General features: G+C 39.3%; 11 protein-coding genes. All 11 read left to right on the top strand.

The window, feature by feature from the left end; translation table 11 throughout:
- Window positions 1-19: 19 nt before the first annotated feature.
- The 11 genes from ACXACQ_RS17365 to ACXACQ_RS17415 all read left to right on the top strand — a co-directional run bounded on the left by ACXACQ_RS17365 (window position 20) and on the right by ACXACQ_RS17415 (window position 13,893).
- Entirely contained in the window at window positions 20-472 is a 453-nt protein-coding gene (locus ACXACQ_RS17365) for a phage tail protein (RefSeq protein WP_474977236.1), read from the top strand.
- Between the two features lie 50 nt (window positions 473-522).
- Window positions 523-1,026 carry a phage tail protein gene (locus ACXACQ_RS17370; protein WP_474977237.1) on the top strand — a complete coding sequence of 168 codons (504 nt, stop codon included), beginning with the start codon at window positions 523-525 and terminating at the stop codon, window positions 1,024-1,026.
- 23 nt (window positions 1,027-1,049) lie between these two features.
- Window positions 1,050-1,238: a DUF5908 family protein gene (locus ACXACQ_RS17375; RefSeq protein ID WP_474977238.1), complete on the top strand. Its 189-nt coding sequence runs from the start codon at window positions 1,050-1,052 to the stop codon at window positions 1,236-1,238.
- A 3-nt stretch (window positions 1,239-1,241) separates the two neighbouring features.
- The gene (locus tag ACXACQ_RS17380; RefSeq protein ID WP_474977239.1) at window positions 1,242-1,931 is read left to right on the top strand and encodes a CIS tube protein; all 690 of its coding nucleotides are present in this window, start codon (window positions 1,242-1,244) and stop codon (window positions 1,929-1,931) included.
- Window positions 1,909-3,705, top strand: coding sequence for a type VI secretion system tip protein VgrG (gene vgrG, locus ACXACQ_RS17385; protein ID WP_474977240.1), 1,797 nt, complete (start codon window positions 1,909-1,911; stop codon window positions 3,703-3,705). The genes ACXACQ_RS17380 and vgrG overlap by 23 nt, the downstream gene beginning before the upstream one ends.
- 67 nt (window positions 3,706-3,772) lie before the next feature.
- A complete protein-coding gene (locus ACXACQ_RS17390) occupies window positions 3,773-4,072 on the top strand; it encodes a PAAR domain-containing protein (RefSeq protein WP_474977241.1) in 300 nt (99 codons plus the stop codon).
- Between the two features lies 1 nt (window position 4,073).
- Window positions 4,074-4,493: a GPW/gp25 family protein gene (locus ACXACQ_RS17395; RefSeq protein ID WP_474977242.1), complete on the top strand. Its 420-nt coding sequence runs from the start codon at window positions 4,074-4,076 to the stop codon at window positions 4,491-4,493.
- Window positions 4,494-4,500: 7 nt separating this feature from the next.
- On the top strand, window positions 4,501-8,277 hold the full coding sequence (locus ACXACQ_RS17400) for a hypothetical protein (protein ID WP_474977243.1): 3,777 nt from the start codon (window positions 4,501-4,503) through the stop codon (window positions 8,275-8,277).
- Window positions 8,278-8,293: 16 nt separating this feature from the next.
- Window positions 8,294-9,061, top strand: a complete 768-nt coding sequence (locus ACXACQ_RS17405; protein WP_474977244.1) for an adhesin — start codon at window positions 8,294-8,296, stop codon at window positions 9,059-9,061.
- A 9-nt stretch (window positions 9,062-9,070) separates the two neighbouring features.
- Complete coding sequence (locus tag ACXACQ_RS17410; protein ID WP_474977245.1) at window positions 9,071-11,779, top strand: hypothetical protein; 2,709 nt, start codon at window positions 9,071-9,073, stop codon at window positions 11,777-11,779.
- A gap of 116 nt (window positions 11,780-11,895) precedes the next feature.
- Entirely contained in the window at window positions 11,896-13,893 is a 1,998-nt protein-coding gene (locus ACXACQ_RS17415; protein WP_474977246.1) for an nSTAND1 domain-containing NTPase, read from the top strand.
- Window positions 13,894-13,911 lie beyond the last annotated feature (18 nt).

The raw sequence follows: 13,911 nt of genomic DNA on the forward strand, positions 1-13,911 counted from the left end.
ACCTTTAAACCTATTAACAATGGCAGGAGAAGCTCAAGACAATATATGGCCATTACCCAAGTTCCATTTCAAAGTAGAAGTGGATGGAGGCATTCAGGCATCCTTTCAAGAAGTATCTGGACTAGAAACAGAAGTTGACGTTTCGGAATATCGTCATGGTGATAGCCAAGACTTCAGCACCATAAAAATGCCCGGACTACGTAAAGCTAGTGATGTAACTTTAAAAAAAGGCTTATTTACTGGTGACATTAAACTTTTTAACTGGTTCAACGAGATAAAGCTCAACACTATTCAAAGGCGCACGGTAACCATTATGTTACTCAATGAAAAGCACGAAACAGAGGTAACCTGGACCCTTACCAATGCTTTCCCTAAACAGGTACAAGCCACAGACCTAGATGCCAAAAGCAGTGACGCTGCCATAGAAACGCTCGTACTCGCTCATGAAGGATTACAAGTGACCACACCGTAATGGTGTGCACTTGTACTAAAATTAGTATTATCAAATAAACCATTAAGGATATGAGCGCAACTAATGTGGGACAGCCCAGCGTGCACCCTTTCTATCCGATGGTAAATTTCTATTTTACCGTAAAATTTAGTGGCATCAGCAGTCCGGTAGATTCCAAATTCAAAGAAGTATCAGGAATTACTATGGAGATGGAGAGCGGACTAGTCATAAAAGAAGGGGGAGAAAATGCATCGGAAACAGAACTACCAGGAAGAACTAAATATTCCGACTTGGTTTTAAAACGGGGTATGCTACAGCCCCAAACAAAGCTCACAGAGTGGTGTATGAATTTTTTCCGTAATGACTACATTAAACCCATGCAACCAAAAGACATAGATGTGCAGCTACTTAACCATAAAGATAACCCTTTATTTACCTGGCACTTTGAAAAGGCCTATCCGGTAAAAATGGAAGTAAGCGGCTTTAATTCTACCGGCAGCGGGGAGTCAGGTATAGTGGTGGAAACTCTCACCTTTAAATTTAAGAGCTTTCAAATAATAAAAGCTAATAACTAAGCCAAACCTCAAACATTACAATTATGCCACTAAAAATAAATGAAATGGTCATACAGGCGAGTTTTGATGATAGCTCACAAAACGAAAAAAGACCCGCAGTGGAAAATAGCAATGCTACAACCGCAATAGACACAGAAGCTTTCAGAGAAGAGATCATTCGTGAATGCCTTGATCGGGTGAAAGAATACATGACTAAACAAGCCATGAGATAAAAAATGGCAGAAAGTGGCAAACGGATAAAATTAGTCATTGAAGCTTATGAAAAGCCAAACTTCACGAGTAAAAACAGTGAGTTCACCTTACAATTTAACCCAGAAAAATATGATATCAATAGCCCTAAACCCTGTGAAGTAAAAAAAAATGTATTAAGCAATGGTGAGGTAGTACCAGGCACAGATGGTAAAGGGCTTGACGTACTCACTTTTTCGTTTTATTTGGACAGTACAGGTTTTGTTCCTGGCTGTAAAAATGTACATGAAAGCGTTAGCAAGCTATATAAAATGGGCATGGAAATAAACGGGAAAATACACCGCAAAAATTACTTAAAAGTAAGGTGGGGTACACTATTGGCGTTTTCATGTGTGATGAAATCACTACAAGTAGATTATCTGCTTTTTAAACCAGACGGCACTCCAGTAAGGGCTAAGATAGATGCCGAATTTGAAGAATTCATAGATGCGGAAACACAGGCTAAACTTAATAATAAGAGCTCTCCTGACCTTACCCATGTGAGAACAGTAGTCGCTGGTGATAGCCTACCCATGCTCTGCTATCAAATTTATGGCGACAGCCAGTATTATATTCAAGTAGCTGAATATAATGAGATAATTAATTTAACACAATTAACACCAGGACAACGAATAGTTTTTCCTCCACTAAGCTATGGCCGAACAACTTCTGAATAAAGATATAGACCTGCCTACTTTTAAAATACTGACCGAAAGTAAGGCCATCAAAGATTATTATCAAGTAATAAGCATTCGTGTAGAAAAAGATATTAACCGTATTAACTCTGCAGAAATCGTACTGCTAGATGGCAGTCCCTCAGAAGAGAATTTTGAGATTAGCGAGTCCAAAGATTTTGTACCTGGTAACGCCATAGAAATCAACCTAGGTTATCACTCGTTAGAAAAAACAGTCTTTCAAGGTATAATCCTATCTCAATGCTTGAAAGTGAGGAGTTCATCTTGTGGCGTCAGGTCACTACTTACAATTAAGTGCTCTGGCGAAGCCATAAAACTCACTGTGGGCAAAAAATCGAGAAATTTCAAGGATATGAAAGACAGTGAAGTCATCAATAGCATTATTGGAGAAACTGGTGTCAATAAAAAGGTTACGGCCACCAGCTTTACCCATAAAAAACTAGTACAATTTGATAGTACGGACTGGGATTTTATTCTTTCAAGAGCAGAGATGAATGGATTTGTAGTTATAGAAGATAATGGACAATTAGTGATTAATGAACCTCAACTATCAGGTTCGGCCAGCCAGACCATCACGTATGGTAAAGAAGTAATCGATTTTCAGGCAGACCTTGATGCGCGCTATCAGTTGGCTTCAGTAGAGTGCTTTTCTTGGGACGGCAGCCAACAAAAAGTATTAAGCGGAAATTCCACCGAGCCTTCTGTTAATGACCAAAGTGACCTTAGCGGTAAAAAACTAGCTTCAGTATTAGGGCTCGACAAGTGGACCATGAGCACCACCGTGCCCGAAGACGCTTCCGTATTAAAAAGTTGGGCCAATGCTAGGCTTCTCAAATCCAGACTAGCCAAGCTCAAAGGGTATGTAGAAGTACCAGGCACCTCCACTATTACCTTAGGTGATATTATAACCTTAGATGGATTTGGTGCCCGTTTTAATGGAAAAGCATATGTTTCCAAAATAGAACACACCTTAGAACGCGGATCATGGACTACCCGAATAGGTTTTGGGCTCAATGATCAATGGTTTTGCGATACTCACAACATATCATCACCTTCAGCATCGGGGCTTCTTCCTGGTATATCAGGACTTCAAATTGGAGTGGTAAAACAGATTAATGAAGACCCCGATGGCGAATTCAGGGTATTAGTTAATGTGCCAGTTATTGAGGAATCTGGTACTGGAGTATGGGCAAGACTGGCTAACTTCTATGCTTCAGAAGGTATAGGCGGCTATTTTTATCCAGAAATAAACGATGAGGTAGTGCTAGGTTTTCTTAATGAAGACCCTAGATTTCCTGTCATTCTGGGGACACTTTATGGAAAAAAGAAGCAGCCCGCCTATACGCCCGATGATAAAAATAGTATCAAAGGGCTAGTGACAAAAAGCGAGATGAAACTCACCTTCAACGAAGAAAAGAAAGAGATAATTTTAGAAACACCTGGAGGCAACATAATTACCATCAGTGATGATGCTAAAGCTATTACTATGAAAGATCAAAACAACAATAAAGTAGAACTTTCAGATAATGGGATCTTGCTTGATAGCCCTAAAGATGTGACCATCAAAGCAGGGGGGAAGTTTAAGGTAAAGGCTACCTCCAATGCTGAAATAGAAGCTACAGGTGATGCTAAACTTAATGGCAATAACATTAACATGAAAGCTCAAACAAATTTAAATGCCCAAAGTGCCGGGTTAGCCACGTTTAAGGCCTCAACAAAAACAACAATAAAAGGAGCTATGGTAATGATTAACTAATCATAAAATATTACCGAATATCCTTAGCGAATAAAACATACATGATTTTACATAAAATTCAACCAATATGCCACTAGCCGCCAGAATCACAGACATGCACCTTTGTCCTATGCAAACTCCAGCAATACCGCCTATTCCACATGTAGGTGGTCCTATTATAGGGCCTGGCAAAAGCACGGTGTTCATAGGAGGCTTACCTGCATCTGTAGTGGGTGACTTGTGTACATGTGTAGGCCCACCTGATAGCATAGTAAAAGGATCTACAACAGTAACCATTGGAGGTCAACCTGCTGCTCGCCAAGGCGACACCACGGCCCATGGAGGACAAATCACTTTAGGCTGCCCAACAGTTGTAATAGGAGGATAATATGGATCAAGAAAAATCTTTCTTAGGAAGAGGGTGGGCTTTTCCTCCTGCCTTTGACCTTACTCTTAAGCGCAACGTTATGGTAAGCGAAGAAGATGACATTCACCAGAGCTTGTTCATTATACTATCTACTATGCCCGGTGAACATGTTATGGACCCTACATTTGGATGCGATCTTATGGCTTGTGTTTTTGACAATGTTGATAGCCTCGCCCTCAATAGAATAAAAGATGCCATCAGCATGGCAATTCTAAACTTTGAACCCAGAATTACACTTGATGATATTAAAATAGACACCTCCACCGTTACCGAAGGTATTCTAAACATCCATTTAGAATATATCATTCGTAAAATTAATGTTCGTACTAATATGGTTTACCCATTTTATCTAAAAGAAGGCACCAATATTTCCGGCTTATAGGCAGGCTATGCATAATGAACTAAACCATACCACGCTATTGCTTTCTACGGGCTCATCTCAAGCCGACAGATTAGATATTGCTCTTAACCGCACTCATATAGAACCTGACGAACGCCAGCTGGCTAACCAACTGTCATTTTTGTATAACTATGCTGGCCTTATTAATTTCTTTTCTGCAAAAGATCATTCCCAGAGCTGGCAGGCCTTACTGAAAGGTGATGTCAGTGTATTACTATCTCGAATAGCGATCATTGAAGTAGATAAAATTGATAGCAGATTCAGTTCCCTCCAGTACGAAATGGATCACAATGAAGATGATGATGAAGACATAGAGTTATTCAGAGAAATGCTTCTTGAAGTATATAAACTTGTGGAACTACTAGACGCATGGTATAAAACTGCCTACGAGTACGGTACTGTAGATGAAGATAGCGAACTGGGCAACCTGATCAGAAATTCAATAACATATCGTTTATCCATCAAATATAAAACGTTTGTACGCTTGGTGGGAAATTATACCACTGGAGAAAAAGCACTACAGACTTGGCAAATAAGGCTAAGTAAACTAGATAAAGTATGGGCTACACCCCATGAAGACCTCAAAAAAGCGCAGGATAAACATCTAGATGACCTTTCCGCTGCAGTAAAACAGCTTACATTTCTCTTTAAAGACTTCTTGCGAACCGTTACTCTGGTAGTAGACAGTGCGCCAAAATACTTACAAGCATCACTACATCATAATCAGCATGCCCCACATAATGCCCTCATACTCACCTTTCTCAAATTATACGAGCATGTACAAAAAGACCTCAATGAGACCACAGAAAAACACTTAAATTACTACTTTTTTGATAAACTAAGGCAAGACTTCCTTCCAGCTACTCCTGATCGTGTTTTTATATACTTTACCCTTTCTGATCATATAAGTAGTTTGATACTGCAAAAAGGCACCCAACTTGCCGCAGGTATTGATAATGATGGTTATGAATATCAGTACCAAACAGATATTGACTTGGAAGTCACTGCCACTGAGATAAGCGATATAAAAACGGCTTATGTATCCAAAAATCAGCTCATAGGAGTAGATAATACTTATAAGCTTATATCCGGGATTTATCATGCACATATCGAAAAACCAGAAATAGGGATTGGAAAGGTACCTTTTCCTGCTTTTGGAGAAGATCAGATTTCGCTCAGTAGCAATCAAAGAAACATGCAGTTGGCAGACATAGGTTTTGGCATAACCTCTCCTGTACTTTTAATGAAAGAGGGCAAACGTACGGTCATATTGGATTTCAAAGTAAGCCTTAGGTCAATGTCACCTATGATTACTTTCTTAGAAGACTACTCACGATTAGAAAACATTACTGCAGAGGCCGCATTTCAAAAAATACTGGCCTATGCCTTTAATATCCGGCTGTCAACACCTGATGGCTGGTATACACTAGAAAATTATAAAATAGCCCCAAAAGGCAAGTGGACTGACGGTATTATCCATCTCACATTTGAAATAGAAAGAGAGTCTTCTCCTATCACTCCACTACCGCCAGATCATGAAGACTTCAACAGGTTTGATTCCTCTTGGCCTATAATGGAGGTTATACTCAGCACTGAAAAAGCTATGTACGCATATTCTTACCTCCGCGATCTAGAAATGGAGTGGTGCGATATTTATGTTAAAGTGGAAGGAGTAAAAGGTCTGAGCGTATTTAATGACCTCGGCAAGTTAGACACCAGTACTGCTTTCTACCCATTTGGCACAGAGCCTACATTAGGTGCTGCACTATTAGTAGGATATGATGAATTGTTTAAAAAAGAAATCACCTCACTTGCATTTGACTTACAATGGAAAAATTTACCTCGGCAACGAGGAGGCTTAGAGGAGTATTATAAACAATACAAAGAAAGTATCAGCAATCAGTCATTCAAAATATCCATACAGGCGCTATCTGGCTATAGTTTTTATCCTCAAACTGAGCAAAAAACACAGGTATTTAGCCTTTTTGATACATTAAAAACACCAGAGGGTGAAACCGAAAGCAAACGCTTGGCAGCTCATAAAACACTTGAAGGTATCAACTTAAATAGTTTGCAAATACACCCTGACTATAGCATGGAAGAGCTCCCAGACTATGATAACAGCACGCGATTAGGTTATTTAAAATTAGAACTTGTGGCACCTGACTTCGGCTTTGGTCATGAAATGTACCCCAGCCTTTTTGCCCAAGAAGCGCTAGAAAAAAGTAAATTCATAGGTAAAGAAGCATTCAAATTACCAAATCAGCCTTTGGCCCCACAGTTAAAATCGCTGCAACTCCGATATGAAGCAAAATCGCGCTTACATTTTCAGGACGAAAAAAACAGAAATAATAACCGAGCTGCTCGAGAGGCATTTTATCATTTCCATCCATTTGGCTTAAGAAAAACATTTGAAAAAAGCATCGCCAGAGATGCCTTCCTATTACCACAATTCAACTCAGAAGGGTACCTTTTAATAGGGCTTCAGAAAGTACAAGCTCCTGAAGTAATTTCCCTATACTTTCAGCTTCAGCAAGGAGCTACAAGTAGTTTTGGAGATGAAATCCCTACTGTAAAATGGCAATACCTCGTTAGCAACGAATGGCTAAATTTTCAGGAAGAAGAAGTCCTCTATGACGGAACCAACAACTTTTCTACTTCAGGCATTATACGCCTTGCAGTGCCTTCAGCTATCACCGATGACAATACTATTTTGCCCAGTTCTAGCTATTGGCTTGCCGCTAGTGTAGAAGAAAATGCTGACCACCTTTCATATGTACAAGCCATATACACACAAGCAGTGGAGGCCACATGGATGCCGCACCGCCCCGCAGCAGAGTGGCAGCAGCCAACTCCCGCAGGTACCATTCAGCGACTTATGAATAGTGAACCAGGCATAAAAGAAGTATTTCAGCCCGAAGCATCTTTTGGAGGTAGAGTAAGAGAAAATAAAAAAAAGTTCAATGCACGGATAAGTGAACTCCTTAGACATAAGAATAGGGCCGTAACCCCATGGGACTACGAAAGGCTTGTATTAGAGCGTTTTCCTATTATTGATAAAGTAAAATGTGTAACACCACAAGATAGCAGAGGACGACTTAGCGGTGGTGAAATGGTACTAGTAACCATACCTGCCATAAATAGGGCAAAGGCTTTTCATCACCCTTGTATTGATTACAACACCTTACATGACATCAAGCATTACCTAGAAAGGCACAGTTCCTCGTTTACTAATATCAAAGTAACTAACCCTGTATATGAGCAGGTAAAAATAAACTGTAAGATCCGTTTGGTTGATAATAACAAACGAGGAGAGTATATTAAACGAATACACGAAGACCTTCTCCGTATGATATGCCCATGGTATTATAATGCCTCAAACCCTGTCTATTTTGGAGGCTATATTCGGTATGAAGATGTTCTCAATCTATTAGAATCAAGAGAGTACATCAGTTTTCTCACCCGCCTTTCCATTGTTATCATCCATAACGATCGTCAGGTATATACCCTTACAGAATCTATCAATAGCCCGGGGGGCTTGTATACCAGTGCCCCATGGAGTGTATTGGTTCCTGTAGATAAGCATGACATAAGTCTGTTAGAAAAAAGTATTCATGAAAGCCCTGAAAAAGCCGCTATAGAAAGTATGCGCTTACAAGATGATTTTGTAATAGCCAGTGCTGCAAACAAAATTGATGAGCCCTTACCTTGGAAGATGGAGGATGACGACAATGATGATTTCTATATGCTAGAAGTAGATTTATGATTTAAAATGATGTATTATGCCCATTTATAACAGGATATCGCTTAAGAATTTTTTCAAAAACGGAAACAAACCCAATGAGGCAAATTTTTCTGACCTCATAGACTCCACAATCAACAAAATTGATGATGGCTTTGCCAAAAGCACGGAAGACGGCCTCCAGTTATCACCCCAAGGAAAGTCTAAGCGAGTTATGAGCATTTACGAAGATAGCAAAGACAGCCATTCTAGCTGGTGCGTAGCAATTAACCCTAAAGAGTGGGCTAAAGGTTTGGCTATTACTGGTAAGGATGATAGAAACCTTTTTTTCATTAAGCAAAGTGGGGCTGTAGGCGTAGGTACACTAGCTCCACGTGCGCGGTTAGATGTTTATGGGGCAAGTCGTTCAAAAGCTAGGGTGGGAGGGTACGCCTCAGGTACAGTGCCTGCTGATGGAAATTGGCATGCCATACTACAAAATCTTACCGGGTGCCACACCTTTGAAATAGTAGCCAAAGTTGCTGCTGGTAAAGGGAGAGGTAAATATGCTATGGCTCATGCTATTGCCATAAATGCATATGGCAGCTCTTCGGCCAAAGTAAAAGTAACTCAGTCATGGTATGGTTCGTTTTGGAACAAGCTAAAATTTAGATGGCGGGGCGATGAAATGAACTATCGGCTAGAGGTAAAAACACAAAGCCATTACGGACTTAATAAAGACAAACCATTTGATATATACTTTCATGCTTGCAACTTGTGGGACGATGCCATGTTTAACCACAGAAACAGAAATGAACCTAATACTTAAAAAGTAGTAATGGCAGAGTCCAAAACCATATCCAGAGACCCTCAGCTCAAAAAGAGTATGGATTACCAAGCGTTAAAGCGTGAGGGTATACAATACTTGCAACAGCTATCGGGCAAAATCTGGACTGACTTCAATAAACACGACCCTGGGGTAACCCTACTAGAAAACCTATGCTATGCCCTCACTGATATTGCTTACCGAACCAATATTGCTATTGAAAAACTGCTTTTTTATAATAGCGACTATCAACAGATCTCTAAGGACAATTGTCTTTACGGGCCTGAAGAGATTTTTCCTTGCGGAGTAATAACGCCTAACGATTACCGCATCTTAATTCTAGACCAGATTCCCGAAATTAATAATGTGTGGCTAGCCCCTGTTACCGAGCCCGTATTAGGCATTACCGGTTTGTATAATATTACATTACAAATGGCTAATGAAGTACCAGAAGAACTGTACAAAGAAGTAAAAGAAAAGGTAAGGCACCTATATGCCGCGAACCGTAACTTATGCGAAGATCTTTGTGACATTATAATACTTCAGCCAATAACCATCAGTATATCTGCCACCATAGATATTAGTACATATGCCTTACCCGAAGAAGTATTAGCTGCCTTATTTTATCGTGTTGATAATTATTTTAACCCAAAGGTTAAATTTTATTCATTCGAAGAATTATTAGAAAAAGGCGTGCCAGTAGAGAAAATATTTGAGTCTCCATCATTTGAGCGTGGCTTTATCCTGAGTCATGAACTTTTGCCCAAAAACAATGAATATTATCTATCATCACTTACAGAGCTAATTTCATCCGTTCAAGGCGTAAAAGGAGTGGAAAACCTAGTGGTAAAGAAAAATGGTAACAGCATATATGGCAGTACCATAAAAATTGATCAGATGCAATTTGTAAGGTTATCTATAGATTTTAAAGCTACTAATATTACAAAAAATGGTATGCCTTATGACTATACTCCATCCGTAGCTCAGCATCTATATGAGGTGAAGCTAGACAAGTACCGCGGTCTACAACGTGGTAAAACAGAATGGAAGTTCGACAAAACGGTAAAACCTTTTGATTTTTCAAAAATCACTGAATATTCATCAGTACAGAATATGCTTCCTTCCGTATATGGCGTGGGCAATCTGGGGCTACCCGAACGCGCCCCTCGCGAACGTAAGATCAAAGCATTACAGCTCAAAGGTTATATACTTCTTTTCGATCAAATGATGGCCAACCATCTCATGCAGTTGAAAAATATAAATCGTCTGTTTTCAATCAACCATGATATAGACAAGACTTACTACAGCCAACTGCCAACACATTTCCCTGACATTAAAGAACTACTGAAAGATCCATCGCCAGAGGCACTTGAAGCTTTAATGTTGAAATTCGATAATTTCCTAGATCGTAAAAATCGCATTTTTGATCATCTGTTGGCACGGTTTGGAGAAAATTTTACAGGAGTAGCACAGGGTAGCGTCAAAAACATCAGTGCCCAATACAAAAATGAAGAGGCATTACGCGAACTATTGATCTTAAAAGCAGACGTACTAAGAAATTATGTAACGTTGAGTCGGCAGCGCGCTACATCATTTAATTATTATAAAGACGCAATAGACCAGAATAATGTGCCCGTATTTAAGCACAAGGTAAGCTATGCTATGCACATGGTTGACCACCGCCAGCGTTCACTTGTAAAGCATATTAAAGAAGATAAGAAAGTAAGTGCTCAGCCTCCAGGCAAAGCAAACATTACTACTCAACTCTATGGAGATGACGGGCAACAAAAATATAGACACGTTGAGGCTCGTGATAATAAAGTACGCTTTTTAATTAAGGGCAAAAGAAATATGGAAGACCTATTTCTTAAAGGCGGCACACATGCCAACTACTATATCAGGCAGCAGAGTGAACAACAGTTTCTTGTACTCTTTGACCCTTACAAAACTCAGATACCCGTAAAAATAGCTGAAACGCAATCTGCAGATGCCGCAAAGAAAATAGTGGCGAAACTGGTACACTATTTTGAAAAAATAGGACGGCTAAGCGAGGGCTTTCACGTAATAGAACATGCCCTGCTAAGACCCTATGGCGTGATTGAATATAATTTTCATGTCTTAGATAACCAGAACAATATCATATTAGAAAGTCTACGTTCGCTCTCACGTGAGGAACAGGAAGTAATCATTGAACAAGCTCTAATAGCAGGCTTGGATCACCTGAATTATCAACGCATTCATGTTGCTGATGACCAATACGGAATCATGCTAAATGACAGACAGGGCAATCCCTTAATAAGATTAAATGAGGTATTATACTCAGACCATCAGGTCCATAATAAAATAGAGGAACTAGTAAATTACTTTCAACAATTAGACACTAATTCAACCCTATGCCAAACTAAAATAGTATTGAAGGTAGTGAAAGAAGAAAAACGCAGACAAGACAAGAGTTTTTATAACCACAAAATGAGTATCATATTGCCTGACTGGGTATCTCGTTTTGTTAATGCTGATTTTAAAACGATGTTTAAAAAGAGTATACGAGAGAACATTCCTGCTCATATTGAGGTCAACTATATTTGGCTCAATATTGATCAGATGGAACAGTTTGAGTACTACCAAAAGCAGTGGTTAGAATATCGAAGGAAGTCTTCTATAGAATGGAAAACGTTAGATAAATTGTCAATAAAAGTTATAGACTTTTTGGACCGTCAATAGGGCATTGAGTTTAAAGTGAAATATTTGATACGGTTTTAGCAAAGAATAAAACATCCGTAACCCCATCACTTTCATTAAACTCCTAAGGGTAATCATTTAAAATAAATAAAATTTACATGACCAATCACAGTAGATATACCAACCCTTTTCCTGGCTTCAATGCTTACTCTACTGACTATCAAAACTATTACTTTATTCCCCAGTTTTGGGTGCAGGAGATAGTATCGAGACTTACACATAATATGGTGGTAACCCTAATTGGAGAACGCGGGAATGGTAAGACTTCCTTGGTTAATAGCGCTATGGTTCCTATGCTTTCCGAAGGATATGTGGGCAAGGGGGGTAGTGGCTGGGACTTTGTACAATTGCGCCCTGGGGCTGATCCTTATAAAAATATAGCTATTGCCCTTACACGTGCGCGTGTATTTTTAGATGGGGGGAAGAGAGAACCTAATTTTACGGATCGTGTTGAAACCATGCTCAAAGCAAGTACACAAGGACTCATCAATGTATTTGAAAAATATCCTCTCAAGAAAGAGCATAACCTACTCATTTATATCAACGATTTCGAAGATATTTTTGCTTTCAAAGAAATGTATTCAAATAAAGAAGAGGGAGGCAAATTTATTCAGATGCTAATGAAATTTATCAGAAACAGTACCTTTCCTGTTTACTTAGTACTTTCACTATCATCAGAGTTTTTAAATCAATCATCACAGTATTCTGGCCTACCAGAGGTAATTAATAATAGCCAGTACATGATACCCAAAATGGATTATGCGCACCTACAACAGCACATAGGGCACGCATTAAACCGTGCGGGTATTCCTTTTGATATGGAATGGCTGAGTAACACTCTTACCACATATCAGCAATGTGGGGTTAGCAATTATCAATTGCAGTATTTTCTAAGATCAGTAGTAAAAAGTTGGTTAGCCGCAGGCAACCACACACAAGCACTCGACAGCACTACTGAAAAAGCAATAGGCGCGCTCGAAAATATAATAGAAAAAGATGCTGAAAAAATCTATTTAAATTTTACTCAGGCACAACAGAAAATGTGTGCACAACTATTTAAATCACTAGTTTACGGCCACCCTGATGGATATAGCACAGTAGCAATAAGCGTAGAGGAAATAGCCAATTTGGCGGGTGTTGCCCCTAAATCAATTATTGAGGTTATTTCAGCTTTTGAAGCCCAAGAACTAAGCCTGATAGAAATTATACAAAGCTATGATGTAGAAGAGCACTTGGCTTTGCTTTCCAGTGTTGGTGTTAGTTCTGCACTAACCCTTAACCAATATTCAAAGATAACTTTACGTTATTCCGGACTAATCAACCAGTGGAAACGCCTCAATGACTGGGTTATTGAAGAGCAAAAGAATGCCGAAACCTACCTCCACCTTAGTGAGGCTGCTTCATTGTATAATCAAGGCAATGTAGGTTTACTCACCAACCCAGAACTAGAACGTACACTCACTTGGTTTGGCCAAGCCTCTCCTTCAGAAATATGGGCAAAACGCTATAACAACACATACCAAGAAACGATTACCTATCTACAATTGAGCGAAAAGCATTACCACAAGGAGTTACAGCAAAAAGAAGCTGAAGAAAAAAAGCATCATCAAATGAGGCGCATGATTCGTATCCTTACCATAGGTACACTCACTGTAGTAGTTCTATTATTGGCTTTCTGGCTAAGGTCATTACATTCAAATAAGCAAAAAATAGAAAGAGAACGCGACAAAATTGACCTAATGCAAAATATAGATTCAGTAAGAGTAATATACACACAAGCATTACGAGACCTAGACTCTGCCTATATTGATCGTCTCCGACTTTTGGTTTACAAATCTAGCTATAGCCGTGATATTAAAGTAAGGCACATATATGATTCTATTCAGTATATGATTAGGCAAGACTCACTATGCAAACGAGGTATTAAATATCAAATTAAGTATGCCGATCATCTGAAAGCAAAGCTCTTAGGCTCCGGTTTGCTAACAGAAGAAGAAGCTGCATATGTAGATGGAGTCTGTGATGCTCTTTCAAAAAACTGTACAGGACAACTTAAAATGATCAACTCCATTGATACCCATATACATTGTCCTTGATTTATTTATTTCCCTCAA

Source organism: Fulvivirga sp. AWR4_260, from assembly GCF_056158185.1.